This window comes from Zobellella denitrificans (genome assembly GCF_002407485.1).
In the GTDB taxonomy this organism is placed as follows: Bacteria; Pseudomonadota; Gammaproteobacteria; order Enterobacterales; family Aeromonadaceae; genus Oceanimonas; species Oceanimonas denitrificans.
In genome coordinates this window covers 1533463-1549410 of the sequence record NZ_CP012621.1, presented here as the reverse complement: position 1 = coordinate 1549410, position 15948 = coordinate 1533463, and the positions used below count along the sequence as shown (strand labels likewise).

At 60.6% G+C, this 15948-nt stretch carries 13 protein-coding genes and 1 pseudogene; 4 read left to right on the top strand and 10 right to left on the bottom strand.

Features of this window, described 5'->3' with window-relative positions; genetic code table 11:
• Nucleotides 1–113 precede the first annotated feature (113 nt).
• The 4 genes from AN401_RS07450 to AN401_RS07435 all read right to left on the bottom strand — a co-directional run bounded on the left by AN401_RS07450 (nt 114) and on the right by AN401_RS07435 (nt 5550).
• Nucleotides 114–644: a 4-vinyl reductase gene (locus AN401_RS07450; protein ID WP_094039508.1), complete on the bottom strand. Its 531-nt coding sequence runs from the start codon at nt 642–644 to the stop codon at nt 114–116.
• A 33-nt stretch (nt 645–677) separates the two neighbouring features.
• Nucleotides 678–1658 (bottom strand): dipeptidase, encoded by a 981-nt coding sequence (locus tag AN401_RS07445; RefSeq protein ID WP_096778968.1) that lies wholly within the window; start codon nt 1656–1658, stop codon nt 678–680.
• Nucleotides 1659–2419: 761 nt separating this feature from the next.
• Nucleotides 2420–3472, bottom strand: a complete 1053-nt coding sequence (gene gbdR / locus AN401_RS07440; protein WP_096778967.1) for a choline metabolism transcriptional regulator GbdR — start codon at nt 3470–3472, stop codon at nt 2420–2422.
• A 485-nt stretch (nt 3473–3957) separates the two neighbouring features.
• Nucleotides 3958–5550 carry a BCCT family transporter gene (locus AN401_RS07435; protein WP_176442033.1) on the bottom strand — a complete coding sequence of 531 codons (1593 nt, stop codon included), beginning with the start codon at nt 5548–5550 and terminating at the stop codon, nt 3958–3960.
• Nucleotides 5551–5866: 316 nt separating this feature from the next.
• Between AN401_RS07435 and AN401_RS07430 the strand changes: the two genes are divergently transcribed.
• Both AN401_RS07430 and AN401_RS07425 read left to right on the top strand, forming a co-directional pair.
• The gene (locus AN401_RS07430; RefSeq protein ID WP_096778966.1) at nt 5867–6106 is read left to right on the top strand and encodes a hypothetical protein; all 240 of its coding nucleotides are present in this window, start codon (nt 5867–5869) and stop codon (nt 6104–6106) included.
• Nucleotides 6107–6518: 412 nt separating this feature from the next.
• Nucleotides 6519–6995, top strand: coding sequence for an REP-associated tyrosine transposase (locus AN401_RS07425; protein ID WP_332461900.1), 477 nt, complete (start codon nt 6519–6521; stop codon nt 6993–6995).
• A gap of 333 nt (nt 6996–7328) precedes the next feature.
• On the opposite strand, the gene AN401_RS07420 is transcribed toward AN401_RS07425, so the two are convergent.
• From AN401_RS07420 to AN401_RS07405, 4 genes and pseudogenes are all read right to left on the bottom strand, one after another.
• A complete protein-coding gene (locus tag AN401_RS07420) occupies nt 7329–8627 on the bottom strand; it encodes a TRAP transporter large permease (RefSeq protein WP_094039502.1) in 1299 nt (432 codons plus the stop codon).
• 1 nt (nt 8628) lies between these two features.
• Nucleotides 8629–9159 carry a TRAP transporter small permease gene (locus AN401_RS07415; protein WP_094039501.1) on the bottom strand — a complete coding sequence of 177 codons (531 nt, stop codon included), beginning with the start codon at nt 9157–9159 and terminating at the stop codon, nt 8629–8631.
• A gap of 69 nt (nt 9160–9228) precedes the next feature.
• Nucleotides 9229–10236: pseudogene (gene dctP, locus AN401_RS20120) on the bottom strand (TRAP transporter substrate-binding protein DctP).
• A gap of 207 nt (nt 10237–10443) precedes the next feature.
• Nucleotides 10444–11721 carry an aromatic ring-hydroxylating oxygenase subunit alpha gene (locus AN401_RS07405; RefSeq protein WP_094039499.1) on the bottom strand — a complete coding sequence of 426 codons (1278 nt, stop codon included), beginning with the start codon at nt 11719–11721 and terminating at the stop codon, nt 10444–10446.
• Nucleotides 11722–12023: 302 nt separating this feature from the next.
• On the opposite strand from AN401_RS07405, the gene AN401_RS07400 reads away from it, so the two are divergent.
• Together AN401_RS07400 and AN401_RS07395 are read left to right on the top strand one after the other, a co-directional pair.
• Nucleotides 12024–13130 carry a hybrid-cluster NAD(P)-dependent oxidoreductase gene (locus AN401_RS07400; RefSeq protein ID WP_096778964.1) on the top strand — a complete coding sequence of 369 codons (1107 nt, stop codon included), beginning with the start codon at nt 12024–12026 and terminating at the stop codon, nt 13128–13130.
• A gap of 401 nt (nt 13131–13531) precedes the next feature.
• A complete protein-coding gene (locus AN401_RS07395; RefSeq protein WP_096778963.1) occupies nt 13532–13837 on the top strand; it encodes a hypothetical protein in 306 nt (101 codons plus the stop codon).
• Between the two features lie 2 nt (nt 13838–13839).
• Here the strand turns inward: AN401_RS07395 and AN401_RS07390 are convergent, their stop codons facing one another.
• Nucleotides 13840–14892, bottom strand: coding sequence for a hypothetical protein (locus AN401_RS07390; RefSeq protein ID WP_096778962.1), 1053 nt, complete (start codon nt 14890–14892; stop codon nt 13840–13842).
• A complete protein-coding gene (locus AN401_RS07385; protein ID WP_096778961.1) occupies nt 14892–15941 on the bottom strand; it encodes a hypothetical protein in 1050 nt (349 codons plus the stop codon). The genes AN401_RS07390 and AN401_RS07385 overlap by 1 nt, the downstream gene beginning before the upstream one ends.
• Nucleotides 15942–15948: the final 7 nt, after the last annotated feature.

Genomic DNA, 15948 nt, shown 5'->3' with positions numbered 1-15948 from the left:
GATGGAAGGTGACAGCTAAGCCGACCGTTGGCGGCAGGGATGCCGCCGCCGAGCCCCCAGGGACGGGTTTACGGCGAGTCGGCGTGCTGCACCTTCCAGCACCTGAGCATGCCTTACAGCGGGCTCACCTCGAACAGGCCGTAGTCGCAGCCGCTCTGGGCGCCGCTCTGGGTCTGGCGTGCAACTGTGCGCACCGGATAGCCCAGGCTCTGGGCAATCTGGTCCATGGCGCCGGCGAACCAGCCGGTGAACATGTAGTCCACCATGCGGTCCACCTTGCCGTACTGGTAGACGAAGGCGGAGTGATCCAGCCGTACCTTGGCGGTGCCGGCGGGGATGTCCAGCTGCTCGATGGTGAACAGGCCCCAGCCGCGCTGGGACAGGCGCTTCATGTAGTGCTCGAACACCGCGTCGCCGCTGATGCCGTGGCACTCGGCCTCTTTTTCGCACCAGTGCCAGGCGGACTTGTAGCCGGCCTTGTACAGGATCTCGGCGTAGCGCTCGGGGCCCAGCTCTTCCTCTATGGCCATGTGGTTGTTCACGAAGAAGTGGCGCGGCACATAGAGCATGGGCAGGGCGTCGGTGGTCCAAACGCCGGTGTCGGCGTCTACTTCAATCGGCATTTCGGGTGCATGTACTGACATTGCGGTTTCTCCTTCGCTTCCTTTATATGTTGCTTATTCGCCCCAGACGTCCTTGAGCACACGTACCCAGTTGCCGCCCATGATCTTCTCCGCCAGGCGCGGGGAGTAGCCGTGGCGCAGCAGGGCCTCGGTCAGGTTGGGGAAGTCGCCGATGGTACGAATGCCCTCGGGGTTGATGATTTCGCCGAACCGGGTCAGGCGGCGGGCATAGCCCTTGTCGTGGGTCAGCCACTCGAAGAAGTTCTGATCGTGGCCCTGAGTAAAGTCGGTGCCGATGCCGATGGCGTCTTCGCCCACCAGATCCAGCACATAGCCGATGGCCTCCACGTAGTCGTCGATGGTGGAGTTGATGCCGTTCTTCAGGAAGGGGGCGAACATGGTCACGCCCACAAAGCCGCCGTGCTCGGCGATAAAGCGCAGTTCGGCGTCCGACTTGTTGCGCGGGTGGTCCTTGAGCCCGGCGGGCAGGCAGTGGGAGTAGCACACCGGCTTTTTGGAGGCCAGGATCACTTCTTCCGAGGTTTTGGCGCCCACGTGGGACAGATCGCACATGATGCCGACCCGGTTCATTTCTTCCACCACCTCGCGGCCGAAGCCGGACAGGCCGCCGTCGCGCTCGTAGCAGCCGGTGCCCACCAGGTTCTGGGTGTTGTAGGCCATCTGTACTATGCCCACGCCCAGCTGCTTGAAGATTTCCACGTAGCCCAGCTGATCCTCGAAGGCGTGGGCGTTCTGGAAGCCGAGGATGATGCCGGTGCGGCCTTCTTCCTTCGCCTTGAGGATGTCGGAGGTGGTGCGCACCGGGCGGATCAGATCGCCGTGCTCGCGGTAATGGCGGTTGAACTCGGCGATGTTGTTCACCGTGGCCTGGAAGCCTTCCCACACCGACACGGTGCAGTTGGCGGCGGTCAGGCCGCCGCGGCGCATGTCTTCGAACAGCTCGCGCCCCCAGTTGGCGATAATCAGGCCGTCGATCACTATCGATTGCTTATGTACTTCAGCTGCACTTTGCATAGCCAGACCTTCCTTGCATCTATTAGACGGGTGAACCGAGTTCACCGGATTCAGGGGCAGTCTAGCCCGCGGGTCTCCCCGTCCACTGGCTGAAAGCGACGAGCGCATAGCCAAAAACGTCACTGTTTAGAAACGGTGTCGGGAAAAGACAAGTGGGGGATGAAAGCGGGGAGCGAGATACCGTAGAGTCATCGTAGGGTCGAATTTATTCGACCAGACCCCGGCGCCGATGGCGGGCCGGTCCACTGAAGTGGACCCTACGGATGGAGGTGTCTGTAGGGTCGAATTTATTCGACCAGACCCCGGCGCCGATGGCGGGACGGTCCACTGAAGTGGACCCTACGGATGGAGGTGTCTGTAGGGTCGAATTTATTCGACCAGACCCCGGCGCCGATGGCGGGACGGTCCACTGAAGTGGACCCTACGGATGGAGGTGTCTGTAGGGTCGAATTTATTCGACCAGACCCCGGCGCCGATGGCGGGCCGGTCCACTGAAGTGGACCCTACGGATGGAGGTGTCTGTAGGGTCGAATTTATTCGACCAGACCCCGGCGCCGATGGCGGGACGGTCCACTGAAGTGGACCCTACGGATGGAGGTGTCTGTAGGGTCGAATTTATTCGACCGAACCCCGGCGCCGGTGGTGGGATTGGTCCGTTGAAACGGACCCTACGGATGGAGGTGTTTGTAGGGTCGAATTTATTCGACCGGAATAGAAAAAGGCCCCGTCGCGGGGCCTTAAGCTGATAAGGGAAACCGGCCTTACAGGGTGACCGAGGCGAAGGTGGGTTCGCCGCGGGCCGATTCCAGGCGGATGTTGAGCTCCAGCTCGGGCATGACGGGGGCGATTTCCTCGGCCTTGGGCGCGGAGCGGCCGCAGCGGTCGTCCCGGGGCGGCACGCCAAAGTTCTCCCGGTAGCACTTGCTGAAATGGGGGGTGGATACAAAGCCGCAGGCGGTGGCGATTTCGATAATGGAATAGGAGGTCTGGCGCAGCAGCTGGCGCGCCCGCTTGAGCCGCAGGTTCAGGTAATAGCGGGAGGGCGAGCACTTCACGTGGCGCTGGAACAGCCGCTCCACCTGGCGGCGCGACAGCCCCACGTAGTGGGCCAGTTCGTCCAGGGTGATGGGCTCTTCGAGGTTGGCTTCCATCAGTGCCACCACTTCGGCCAGCTTGGGCTGGGCCGAGCCCACCAGGTGGCGCAGGGGCACGCGCTGCTCTTCCTGGCCTTCGCGGATGCGCTCGCACAGGAACATGTCGCAGATGGCGGTGCTGAGTGCGCTGGAGTGCTCCTTTTCGATCAGGTGCAGCATCATGTCCATGGGCACGGTGCCGCCGCTGCTGGTCAGGCGATCCCGGTCGATGCAGTAAAGGGCGTTGCTGGTTTCCAACTGCGGAAAGGCTTCCTTGAAGGCGGCCATGTATTCCCAGTGCAGGGTGCAGCGGTAGCCGGTGAGCACGCCGGCATCGGCCAGCAGGTAGCTGCCGGTGCACAGGGCGCCGAGCTTGATCCGGCGGTGGGCCAGTTGCTGCAGCCAGGCGCGCAGGTTGCGGCTGCGGGCGTTGGCCACCCCTACCCCGCCGCACAGCAGCATCATGTCGATATGGCCGCAGTCGTGAATGCCGTGATCCGGGGTGACCATGATGTTGTCGCTGGCCCGCACCGGCTGGCCGGTTTCGGTGAGCATCACCCACTCGTAGAGCGGCTGCCCCGAGAGCTGGTTGGCCATGCGCAGGGGCTCGATGGCGGAGGCAAGGGAGATCATGGTGAAGTTGTCAACCAGTAAAAAACCGACGCGTTGTGTTTGACTCATTGCTCTTGCTCCTGGTCCCTGCCCGGCGGCAGTCGGGATCCCTGTTTATACGATGGCGACTCGATGACGGGCTTCGTCATTTACATCCCAAATACACGCATTTAAAAAAGATATAACAGCCGGCGCTGTGGCAACATCTGTTATCCATCTTTTTTCACTACTTCATAAAAAACTTGTGACGAATATCGAATAATGAACATTTCCATCCACCAAAGGCTTCCGAAAAATCTGCTGCTCCTATCGGGAATCCCTTGTAGGACGGGCGTTTCAATAAAATCAAAAGCAATATGCGCGCCAGCTTTTTAGCTGGAAAAAAACATAAGAAAAAGTGCATGGAAAGAGGCTTTTATGCGGAAAGTAACGTGATGTTTCGGCGGATTTTCTTGCAAAAAACCAACTGGAAAGACCAGCCTGGAACCAAAATGGGGCAAGGCACGACGGCCCTGCCCCGGTAAGTGGCATTATGGCGCGGGTTAGCCCCGGTCTCAGCCCAGCGGCGGCACCTTCACCGTTTCCGGCTGAGGCGCGGGCAGCTCCTGGTGCAGGGCGCGGAACAGGCCCCACATCATCACCATCACCACCACCGAGAAGGGGAAGGCGGCGGTAATGGCGGCGGTCTGCAGCGCCTTGAGCCCGCCCGCCAGCATCAGGATGGCAGCCACGGCGGCCACCGACATGCCCCACATCACCCGCTGGCTGCGCGGCGGATGCTCCTCGCCCAGCGAGAGGATGGTGGTCACCACCAGGGTGCCGGAGTCGGCGGAGGTGATGAAGTAAAGCGCCACCAGCACCGTGGCCAGAATGGAGGCCATATAGCCGATGCTGCCGCTGTCGAGCAGGCTCAGGGTGGTGTACAACGCCGAGGTCACGTTTTCGCCCACGGCGGTGACGATGCCTGCCTGGCCGATGGCCGAGACCACCTCGCCGGCGGCATTGGTCACGGTGTGGGTCAGTTCAAGGTAGAGGGCGGTACCGCCGAACAGGGTCAGCCACAGCATGCCGAGCAGGGTGGGCACCAGCAGCACGCCGCAGATAAACTCGCGGATGGTCCGACCTTTGGAAATACGGGCAATAAACATACCGACGAAAGGCGACCAGGACATCCACCATCCCCAGTAGAACACCGTCCACCAGGACTGCCACTGGCTGTCCTTGCTGGCGTCGGTCCAGGTGCTGAGCGGCACCACATGGGCCAGGTAGTCGCCAATGCCCTGCACATAGCTTTGCAGCAGGTAACGGGTGGGGCCGTACACCAGCAGGAACAGCAGTATGGCCACGGTCAGCCAGATGTTGATCTCAGACAGCCACTTCACCCCGCGGCCGATGCCGGACAGCACGGAAGCGGTGGCGATCAGGGAGATCACCAGGATCAGCAGCAGCTGGTTGGTGGTGCTGATCTCCATTCCGAACAGGTGATTGAGGCCGGTGTTGATCTGGGCCACGCCCAGGCCGAGGGAGGTGGCCACCCCGAACACGGTGCCGAACACCGCCAGCACGTCAACGGTATGGCCCATCCAGCCGTAGATGCGCTTGCCGATCAGCGGATAGAGGGCGGAGCGGATGGTCAGCGGCAGCCCCTTGCGGTAGGAAAAGTAGGCCAGCGCCAGCCCCACCACCACGTAGATGGCCCAAGGATGCAGGCCCCAGTGGAAGTAGGTGATGCGCATGGCCACTTCCGCCGCCTCGCTGGTCATCCCCTGCGTGATAAAGGGATTGCTCTGGAAGTGGTAGATGGGCTCGGCGATGGACCAGAACACCAGGCCGATGCCCATGCCGGCGCTGAACAGCATAGCGAACCACGAAAACAGGCTGTATTCCGGCCTGGAGTCATCGTCGCCCAGGCGCAGCTGGCCGAAGCGGCTGCAGGCCAGCACCACGCAAAATACCAGCATCAGGGTGATGATGGCGATGTAATACCACTTGAAGTGGCTGAGAATGCCGCCCGACAAGGTGTCGAACAGGCTGGCGGCGGAGTCCGGGTAAAGGGCTCCGCCCAATACAAACAAGGTAACGATCACCATGGAGCTGATCGTTGCCGCCGGACTCATTCCTTTCAAAATTCCATCTTTGCCTAACATAGGACAAGATCTCCGTCGGATTGGGGGCTGTTGCAGTGAATCAAGGCAATGGCGCTGTCGTCCTCGTACGCCGTTGCCCGCTGTTGTTATGGGTATTGGCTGGTCGTGTCCCTTTGCAAACACCGGTCGCGACCAGCAAATACCGGTCCCTATAACAACAGCTAACGGCTGTTCAAAATTTCCCCTGTACGACACCGGATTATCCGGAGGCGCCTCTTTCCGTCATCGCTGTTCTGGATGCGACACGATGACGCAAGGCCCTTGCTCGTAATACGGGGGCTGCTTAGGCTGGGCAAAAACCGCGGAGGAACGAGCGATGATGATCACCGAACTTATCGATCAGGATGATTTCCGGGCTCAGTTGCAGGCTTGGGGATTGGCGGAGGCCGGCCGGCTGTCTCTGGCGGACTGCCGGCCCCTGCTGGCGCTGCTGCTGGTCGGCCCGGACGGCGCCCTGTGGCAGGAACGGCTGCACGCCCTGCTGACCAAGCGGGAACTGTTGCACCCGGAGGTGCTGGCCCTGGTGGAAGCCTGTCTGGACCATTCGGTCGACTGAAGTCGACCCTGCAGACACCTTCATCCGTAAGGGTCCACTTCAGTGGACCTTTCCACCACCGGCGCCGTGGTTTGGTCGAATAAATTCGACCCTACAGACACCTTCATCCGTAGGGTCCGTTTCAACGGACCAATCCCGCCACCGGCGCCGGGGTTTGGTCGAATAAATTCGACCCTACAGACACCTTCATCCGTAGGGTCCATTTCAACGGACCAATCCCGCCACAGGCGCCGTGGTTCGGTCGAATAAATTCGACCCTACAGACACCTTCATCCGTAAGGGTCCACTTCAGTGGACCTTTCCACCACCGGCGCCGTGGTTTGGTCGAATAAATTCGACCCTACTGGCGATCCGTCCGTCGGGTCCGCTTCCCGTTCTCTCGCCGTGTCGACTACCCTTTCCAAAACCGAGAATGTCATCGCCATCTCCCTGCTTCACCATGACCAGAGACAAACTGTTGGCAGGCCGTTGCTCTCTACCCGGCTATTGCTACCACATCACCATTTGCACCCACCGGCGAAGGCCCTGGTTCGGCTCCTTTGAACATGCTCGTATCGTGGTGCAAGACATGAAGCGGCTGCACCAGGAGCAATTGATGATGTCTGTCGCCTGGGTGCTGATGCCAGATCACCTGCATTGGTTGTTTCAACTTGGTGAAAACACCGAGTTGTCACTGGTGGTCAAATTGCTCAAGGGGCGAACGGCAAAGCACCTGAACGAGCTGCGGCATGACCAAGGGCATGTATGGCAAAAAGGGTTTCATGATCATGCGGTTCGCAAGGACGAGGATTTAAGGGGCATAGCACGGTATATCGTAGCCAATCCGTTACGCGCCGGTCTGGTAAAACAGGTCGGTGATTACCCCTGGTGGGATGCCATGTGGTTGTAAGAACGGCGCTGTTTCTGGTTTACCTTCCTGCCACCGACGTCGTGGTTCGGTCGAATAAATTCGACCCTGCAGACACCTTCATCCGTAGGGTCCACTTCAGTGGACCTTCCAACACCGGCGCCGTGGTTCGGTCGAATAAATTCGACCCTGCAGACACCTTCATCCGTAGGGTCCACTTCAGTAGACCTTTCCACCACCGACGCCGTGGTTCGGTCGAATAAATTCGACCCTGCAGGCCGGACCTACAGGCGACCTGTCCGCCAGGCCCGATCACCAGGCATATAACCATCAAGGGGAGCCGGTGGCTCCCCTTTTCAATCGGCTGCTGACCGGTTACAGGAACCCGAGCCACCTGGGCAAGAACAGCGACAGCTCCGGCACAAAGGTGGTGATCAGCATCACCGGCATGCCGACAAAGGCCATCAGCGCCAGCGCGGGTTTGACCGTTTTATGGATGGATACCCGGCCAATACGGCACGCCATGTAGAGGATGGGCGCCACCGGTGGGCTGTTGGCGCCTATTACCACCGAGCAGGCGACGATGGAGGCAAAGTGCACCGGGTGGATGCCGGTATCCACCATCAGCGGCAGGAACAGCGGCGCCACCACCACGGTGACCGATACGTCATCCATAATCATGCCGGCGACGATAAGGAACAGATTCACGACAATCAGTATCAGCAGCGGGTTTTCGATCAGGGTGGTGACCATTTCGGTCAGATCCTGAGGGATCCGCTCCGCGGCCAGGATACGCCCGATCATAAAACTGAACAGCAGGATAAGGATCACCGTGCCCGTGGTTTCCGCCGCCGCCACCACGCTCTTGGCAAAGCTTTTCAGGTTCAGGTCCCGGTAGATAAAAAACCCGATCAGCATCGCCGAAAAGGCCGCCACCGCCGCAGCCTCGGTGGGCGTAAAGACACCGCCGTAGATACCGCCGAGAATGATCACCGGCAGCGACAGTGCCGGAACGGCCTTTATCGTCGCCCTGCCCTTGCCGGGCAGTGGCTCGAACCCCTTGCCGGCCGCGCTGCTCACCTCATTGAAAAAGCGCCCCACGCCGATGCGGTTGGCGATGATAAGCCCCAGCATCAGCAGAATGGCCGGCCCGATCGACGCCGCAAAACAGGCGGCCACCGACTGCCGGGTGACCACGGCAAACAGTATCATGGTGATCGACGGCGGGATCAGAATGCCAAGCAATGACGAAATACCGAGCAAGGCCGAGGAATAACTGCGGGGATAGCCGCGTTGTTCCAGCGGCCCTATCATGATGGTTCCGATAGAGGCAACGGCCGCGGTGGCGGTGCCGGCAATGGCACCGAAGATACCCGAAGCCATGACCATGGACGCCCCCATGCCGCCCCGTCGCTTGCCGATCATGACCTCGATAAAATCGACCAGCCGGCGGGCAATGCCGCCACTTTGCATCAGGTAACCGGTTAGCACGAACAGCGGCAGGGCAATCAGGATCACCGAGTCCACCGAGCGGTAGCCCTGCAGCATCAGGGTATTGAGGTTGGCGTCATACACATACGCCATGTAAGCCAGCACCCCGGCAAAGGACCAGGCCACCGGCACGCCGATGATCATCAGCAGCATCAGTAGCCCGATGGCAATCAAACCTTCCATGTCAGTGTTCCTCTTTCAGCCGGCGGGAGTCGCAGCCCGCACCGCACAGGCCGGTAACGGCCCCCAGCAAATCACGCAGCGAATAACAGCTGCAACCCACGGCCGCCAGCATGATCGACGCCTGGGGCAGCCACAGCGGGATACCCATACCAGGGGTCGATTGAGGCCTGCGCAGGCCCCAGGCCAGCATGCGCCAGGCCAGTACCACAAAGAACAGACAGATCATGAAGGTAATCAGCGAGATCAATGCCTTGTGCATTAATTGGAGCCGATGATCGGTGATCTGCAGCTGGACGAAGTCCACCACCAGATGCTCGTTGCGGCGACTGGCGATCAGCGCACCCAGCATGTAAAGCCACATGCCAAACAGCATGATAAGTTCCAGCAGGCCGACTACCGACCAGCCGAACACATAGCGCGCCAGCACCAGAAACAGCATCAGTCCCACCACCAGCAGGCTGGATGCGAACGCAGCCGCTTCCAGCAACCAGCCGACACCCCGATCCAGTCTGGAAAAGAATCTGCCGATCATTTTCTGCAACCTCTGAAAAAACCGGCCCAGGAGATGGGCCGGTCATGTTGAAACACTGCGTCTGTCCGGTTAAAGCTCGGTGGCATTGGCACGAATGGCATTCATGATCTCGGGGCCGATTTCCTTGTCCATCAGCGGCCAGACCTTCTCCCGGGCGGCCCGGGCAAACTCGCGCAGCTGCTCTTCGCTGGGCTCGAAATACTTCATGCCGGCTTCCTGGGCCTTTTTGATGTAGTACTCGTCCTGCTCCTTGGCGGCCTTGAACTGCTCGTTCATGATTTCCACCGCCGCTTCCTGCACCACTTTTTGCTGCTCCTCGGTCATGCTCTCCCACACATCCAGGTTCATCGACAGCACCCCGGTCATAAAGAAGTGCTTGGTCTGCACGTAGTAATCGAGCGAGTCCCGGAAGTACTCGTAGTCCCAGTAGATAACGTTGCCGGCCTCACCGTCGACCACACCGGTCTGCAGCGCGGTATACACCTCGCCCCAATCGATGGCGGCAGTCTGATAACCCAGGGCCTACATGGTCTGCGGGGCCGGGAACACCGTCATGGTGCGCACTTTGAGCCCTTCCGCATCCTTGATATTGAGTGCGTATTTGCCCCGGGAGCCCACGCCGTTGAACCCTTCGGGCCAGGGTCCGAAGAACTTCAGGCCAATGTCTTCGTACACGCCGCCGAGCAGGTTGTTGACCCAGCCACCCGGGCTGTAGGCGTTGAGCGCCTCATCCCACGACAGGGTCATGTAGGGGGTGTAAATCACGCCAATGCGCTTGTCGTAGGAGGTCATGGGCCAGTTCAGCATGACATCCACGTCGCCGGCGACATGCAGGTCGAACACTTCCTGCTGGCCACCCAGCTCATTCTGGTAGTAAACCTTGGTCTCGATGTCGCTGCCGGACTTCTGCTCGATAAGATCCCCCCATTTTTTCAGGGCGTCTCCGGCCGGCGACCCCTGGGTGCCCGAGTCGGTGGCGAGCTTCAGGGTCAGCGCCTGGGCACCGGTACTGACCAGGCAGGCGGCGGTAATGGCAGAAGCCAGCAGGGTTTTGAAACTGGGTCCGATTGTCTTCATGTGGTTATCTCCCTATATGATGTCGTGCTGATGAAACACTGGTGGATCACCAACGCGTCGTCCGAGCCGGGCTCGCACGGATGTTGTGCAAAATCCTTTTGTAGATCGCAGGCAGGGCTGTACGCCAACAAGCGGAATATACGCTGCTGAAGAGTCCGTACCTCGGCTGCTGGGGGAGCCGGGCGGCTCCCCCTTTGTCGTGATGGCTTATTCCGGCAGGGCGATGGGCAGGGTCTGGCCCAGGGCGTTGGCGACGAAGGTGTCGGCGTACCAGTTGATGAAGTTCACTACCCCGAACTCGTAGGTGGGCGAATAGGGACCAGGCTCGTAGGCGATGGAGTTGATGCCGCGCTGGTTCTCCTCGGCCAGGGTTCTGTCCTGATCGTTGGTGGCATCCCACACCCGGCGCAGTTTCTCCACGTCGTAGTCCACTCCTTCCACCGCGTCCTTGTGTACCACCCACTTGGTGATCACCTTGGTCTGCTGCGGGCCGACCGGGATCACCTGGAAGGTGATCAGGTGGTCGCCCTGGCCGTGGTTCCAGGAGTTGGGCAGGTGCAGTATGCGCAGCGAGCCCAGGTCCCGCTCCTTGACCCGGCCCAGCAGCTTCTGGCAGGCGGGGCTGCCGTCGATGGTCATGGCCACCTTGCCCTCGGCCAGGGGCATGCGCACCATGCGGTTACGCAGGCCGAAAGAGATGTGCTCGTGGGGGATGTTGTCGGCATCCCACTCGGCCGCCTTGCGCGCCACGTGGGCCTTGAAGGCGTCGCTGGCACGGGGATCGTTGGTGTCGTCCCACTCCAGCAGGGTGTTGAGCAGCTCCGGGTGGGAGCCGGCGCAGTGGTAGCACTCCCGGTTGTTCTCGATCACCAGCTTCCAGTTGGCCTGCTCGATGATCTCGGACTGCACCGCCACCTTGGCGTTTTCCAGATCGTAGGGCTCCAGGTAGCGCTCCAGCTCGGCCAGGAAGCCGTCGATTTCCGGCGGGTTCTCCGCCAGGCTGATAAAGATGTAGCCGCCGGCGGTTTTGGTGTGCACCTGCTTGAGCGGGAAGTCGGCCTTGTCGAACTGGTCGCCCATCTCGTTGCCGGCGTAGATCAGCTGGCCATCCAGCTCATAGGTCCACTGGTGGTAGGGGCACACCAGCTTGGCCACCTTGCCCTTTTTCGAGGTGCACAGGCGCGAGCCCCGGTGGCGGCAGACGTTGTGGAAGGCCTGCACTCCCATCTGCTTGTTGCGCACTATGGTGATGGGGTTGTTGCCCACCTCCAGGGTAATGAAGTTGCCCGGCTGGGGGATCTCGCAGGTCAGGCCCACGTACAGCCATTCCTTGTAGAAGATCTGCTCCATGTCGGCGGCGAACACCTCGGCGCTGTTGTAGCAGGCCTGGGGAAGAGAGTAGCCGGGACGACGCTGCTGCAACAGTTGTACGGTTTCCGCCAGTTTGGGGCTGTTGCCGGTGACGGTGGTGTTGGTCTGCTCCATCTGTATTGCTTCCTTTGCTGTGTTGAGGGAGTGGGTGTCCCGACCGCTGAGTTGACCCCCACTGTTGGCCTTATTTTTATCATGGTTATCCGGTACGGATTATCTGAAAACGACTCACCTCCCGGGGTTTTCCGACCTGCCCGCCCCCACACTGTCCCGGCGCCGCCTATCCCTTGAGCAGAAGCGGGGCTGGCGGACATTTCCATGTCGTTTTTAAGCAACCGTCCGGGGCCAAACTGCTCAAGAATGCGGGCATAAGGACAACGCGGGGATCCCTCCCCGGGCCCCACCGGAGGACAGCGATGAATCAGGACTTTATTTCACCCATCAATACCCAAACCTGGAGCAACGGTCGCCACCCGGTGCGCTGCGTGCGCGTGATCCAGGAAACCTGGGACGTACGCACCTTCTGCTTTACCGCGGAGAGCCCGCTGCTGTTTTTCTTCAAGCCCGGCCAGTTCGTGACCCTGGAGCTTGAAATCGATGGGCAGCAGGTGATGCGCAGTTACACCATTGCCTCCTCGCCCTCGGTGCCCTACAGCTTTTCCATTACCGTCAAGCGGGTGCCCGGCGGCGTGGTGTCCAACTGGCTGCACGACAACCTGAAGGAAGGTGACGCCCTGGCGGTGCACGGCCCGGTGGGCAATTTCAACTGCATCGACTTTCCCAACGACAAGGTGTTGCTGCTTTCCGGCGGCGTGGGCATCACTCCGGTGATGTCGATGGCGCGCTGGTGGTTCGACACCAACGCCGAGGTGGACATCCATTTTGTGCACAGCGCCCGCACGCCGAAGGATCTGGTGTTCTACCGGGAGCTGCAGCACATGGACTCGCGGCTGAACAACATCCACCTGAGCCTGATTTGCGAGCGCACCGACATCGGCGAAACCTGGAGCGGCTACCGGGGCTACCTGAGCGGCACCATGCTGAGCCTGATCGCCCCCGACTTTATGGATAGGGAAATCTTCTGCTGCGGCCCGGCCCCCTATATGAAAGCCGTTCGTACCCTGCTGCAGCACGCCGGCTTCGATATGGACCACTACCACGAGGAAAGCTTCGGCGCCACCCCGGCGGATGTTATCGAAGACGTGGAACATATGGCCCAGGAGGCCTCGGAGCTGGCTGAAGAGCTGGAGCGTACCGAAGACCGGCTGACCATCTCCTTCCTGGAGAGCGATCTGCAGGTGGACATATTGCCCGGCGAAACCCTGCACAGCGCCGCCGCCCAGGTGGGCCTGCATATTCCCAAGGCCTGCGGCATGGGCATTTGTGGCACCTGCAAGGTGAAGGTGACCAAAGGCGAGGTGGCCATGGAGCACAACGGCGGCATCACCGACGAGGACGTCGCCGAAGGCTATGTGCTGAGCTGCTGCAGCGTGCCCAGCGGCAACGTGGAGGTCGCGTTTTGAGTTAACGGATTACTTGGTCGAGGGGATCTTACTAGGTCCATCCACTTTGCCTGAGCCGGATAATAAGGCTCAGGCTTTTTTGCGTTCACCGGCGCCGGTGGCGCGCAGGCGGCCCGCCTGCTTTCGCGCGCAGCGCGAACCCCTCGGGTTGACCTACCACACCAGGGGATTAAAAAGGCCGGGGCAGAACAGGCATCGCGGGTTACACCGTGCCTTCATCCAGCTCGGTGCCATCTTCATGCGGGCGAGCCGCCCGCGCCCCAAGGTGTAGCCGCGCGCGATAAATATGGCCGCCGCGCGCGATAAATGGGTGTCGGAAAACGTTCCAAATAGAGCAACCGCTTTTCAATTCAGGGCAGTTCGTTACCTATACTCGTTGGGATAAACGCACGGAGGCGGACATGGCATCTCAATTTCAAACTATACCCACTGCTCATCTAGGAGCCTCTTTCCGGGCGGATTGTGTGGCGCTGCTGGAGCCGGGGGTGACGACGGCGGAGCGGGCGGTGGCGCTGCTGGGGGCGCCGTATCGGGTTATCCCCGCGCCGGATGGGGACTGGCTGTATATCTGGCAGCATCTGCGGTCGGGGCTAGTGTGCGATCCGGCCGAGACTCGCGTTGCCCTCACCGAGCAGCAGGTGATGGCCGATTTTGACGAGGCCGGCCTGCTGCTGCGGGTGCATGGGCTGGTTGGTATCCCAGGGTGACATTACTGGATCAGCACCCGCAGCTCATCGCTCACCCGCTCAATGGCCCCGCCCGCCGTTACTGCCGACACCCTGAAATAGGCGTAGCTGAACACCACAAACGTATTGTGATAGTCGTAGGTAACTACGTCCGGCCCCAGCACAGCCACTGGCGCGGGCAATGCCTCCGGGTCCATCGGGGACGTCGAGAAATATACCCGGTGCTCTTCTTCCAGAGTATTGATTTCCTGCCAGTTGAGCCGCACGGTGCCATCGATGTATTGCGGCTCGGCGTTGGCTAACACCTCAACCGTCTTTTGGCTGACGCGGGCTTCCCCATTGGCGTCCAGGGGCGCCCGGCCCAACACCTCCACCGTGACCTGACTGACGCGGGCTTCGCCTGCCGGCGTCATATCTACCGTGCCAAGCACCTCAACCGTCTTTTGGCTGACGCGGGCCTCGCCGTCTGCAGGGGGGTCGTCAGCGGTGTCTCCCGCAGTACCCACGGACAGCCACAACCAGTCGCGGACACCGTCCGATTCGAATGCGTGCACGCCGCACCATCCGCCGCTCGCAATGTTTGAGTCCGTGGTGTCAATGTTCCAGGTACCGGGCTCGGTCGTACCTTCGGCCCATATCCGCACCCTCAGTGACGTGCCGTTGACCCGGAAGCGTACTCGGTACCAGACGTTTGCCGCGGCGCTAAACGATGCGGTGGTGATGGTAGTGGCCGTGCCGGACACAAAACGACCCAGGGCTATCTGGGTGGCGTTCACCCACACTCGATATCCCGTTTCGCTACCAGCGGCCCCGGCGCCTCGCGCGAATAACAGCCCCTGCTGGTTGGTGCCGGACTGGTTGGAGGTGCGAAACCGGGTCAGCAACTCCACGTCGGTCGGGCTGCCGGGGGCATCATAACTAAGCGCCCGTCGGGCGTCCGGAGTACCTGAGTTCTCCAACATCTTGCCCTGTTTGAACCGTACCGCCCAGGTGCCGGAGGTGACCCACCGGTTCGTCCACCCGACGGGTGCTGCGTCGATGGCGTCCCCCTGAAAGTTGCGGAAGAACTTGGCCATCAGACGATAACCTCACTGGCGATGTAGAGCCCGTCCACCTCCGCCGGGGTCCAACTGGCGGCAGTATCTGGATTTTGCGTCAAGGTGCCCCCCTTGTAAGTCACCCAGGAGTTATCGACCAGAAGATTTTCCTGGGCGGAGACCTGGGTACCGGAAGCAAGGTGTAGGGACGATTGTGTGTTGACGTTCCCGCCCGCGTTATCCCGTGCTGCGCGAGTGGTGATACGTAACGCGGTCACCTGGTCCACCCAAGCGGGCAGATTTGCCAACTCGAATTCGGATCTATTACCGGGAGTGCCGGCATAGATGTAGCTGGCCGTGTCGTCCGGCGGCAGCTCAGCAATGGCGGCGTTGGCGGACGCCGCGCCGGTGAATAAGAAACCCTGTGCGACTCTGTCGGCGGACGCGGTTTGCGAATAGATCGCTTGCGGCGGGAGGGAAGTCAGATCGGCCGTTATTCGACATATGTCGTCATAGACCACCGCGCCGCCGCTACCGCCGAAAACCTGAAGGAAACGGGTGTTCATCGAGGAGTGGGAATAGGCGCTGCTTTCCACCAACACGTTGTTAATTTTCAGGAAACACTTGAATGTGGTTGTCGTCGATGGGACTAACCACGCGCACAGGTAGTAAAATTGGTCAGGTTCTATAGTGCCGTCGGAAAACAGCACTTCCCGAAACGCACCCCCTGTCCACCATTCTACCGCGCCTGCCGTGGTCACCATTATCCGACAGGCGGAATTGCCCGAGGATGCGTTCCACGAGGCGTCAGTGTTGTTTACGACCTGGGCGAGGGTGGTGTTACGTACTGCCGTGGGCATGAAGAAGCTGTACATCACCCCCACTGAAATAGTGGCGCCAAACCCAGCGGTATTGTAAATCTTGGCTGTCTCGCTGCTAAAGCTCAGCGCCCCGCCCCCCATCAGCCCCCCCGCAGGCAGGTAGTCGATCGTGCCGACAGACCCGCTAAAGTCAGCGCCGGTATTCCCATCCAGCATCGCTGCCACGCTGCTAATATTGTCCATGCCGTTGATTGATAAAACGGACATAAGCCCT

Coding starts and splice junctions, on each gene's coding strand:
- AN401_RS07450 (WP_094039508.1), bottom strand. CDS start 644: ATGTCAGTACATGCACCCGAAATGCCGATTGAAGTAGACGCCGACACC.
- AN401_RS07445 (WP_096778968.1), bottom strand. CDS start 1,658: ATGCAAAGTGCAGCTGAAGTACATAAGCAATCGATAGTGATCGACGGC.
- gbdR (WP_096778967.1), bottom strand. CDS start 3,472: ATGAGTCAAACACAACGCGTCGGTTTTTTACTGGTTGACAACTTCACC.
- AN401_RS07435 (WP_176442033.1), bottom strand. CDS start 5,550: ATGTTAGGCAAAGATGGAATTTTGAAAGGAATGAGTCCGGCGGCAACG.
- AN401_RS07430 (WP_096778966.1), top strand. CDS start 5,867: ATGATGATCACCGAACTTATCGATCAGGATGATTTCCGGGCTCAGTTG.
- AN401_RS07425 (WP_332461900.1), top strand. CDS start 6,519: ATGTCATCGCCATCTCCCTGCTTCACCATGACCAGAGACAAACTGTTG.
- AN401_RS07420 (WP_094039502.1), bottom strand. CDS start 8,627: ATGGAAGGTTTGATTGCCATCGGGCTACTGATGCTGCTGATGATCATC.
- AN401_RS07415 (WP_094039501.1), bottom strand. CDS start 9,159: ATGATCGGCAGATTCTTTTCCAGACTGGATCGGGGTGTCGGCTGGTTG.
- AN401_RS07405 (WP_094039499.1), bottom strand. CDS start 11,721: ATGGAGCAGACCAACACCACCGTCACCGGCAACAGCCCCAAACTGGCG.
- AN401_RS07400 (WP_096778964.1), top strand. CDS start 12,024: ATGAATCAGGACTTTATTTCACCCATCAATACCCAAACCTGGAGCAAC.
- AN401_RS07395 (WP_096778963.1), top strand. CDS start 13,532: ATGGCATCTCAATTTCAAACTATACCCACTGCTCATCTAGGAGCCTCT.
- AN401_RS07390 (WP_096778962.1), bottom strand. CDS start 14,892: ATGGCCAAGTTCTTCCGCAACTTTCAGGGGGACGCCATCGACGCAGCA.
- AN401_RS07385 (WP_096778961.1), bottom strand. CDS start 15,941: ATGTCCGTTTTATCAATCAACGGCATGGACAATATTAGCAGCGTGGCA.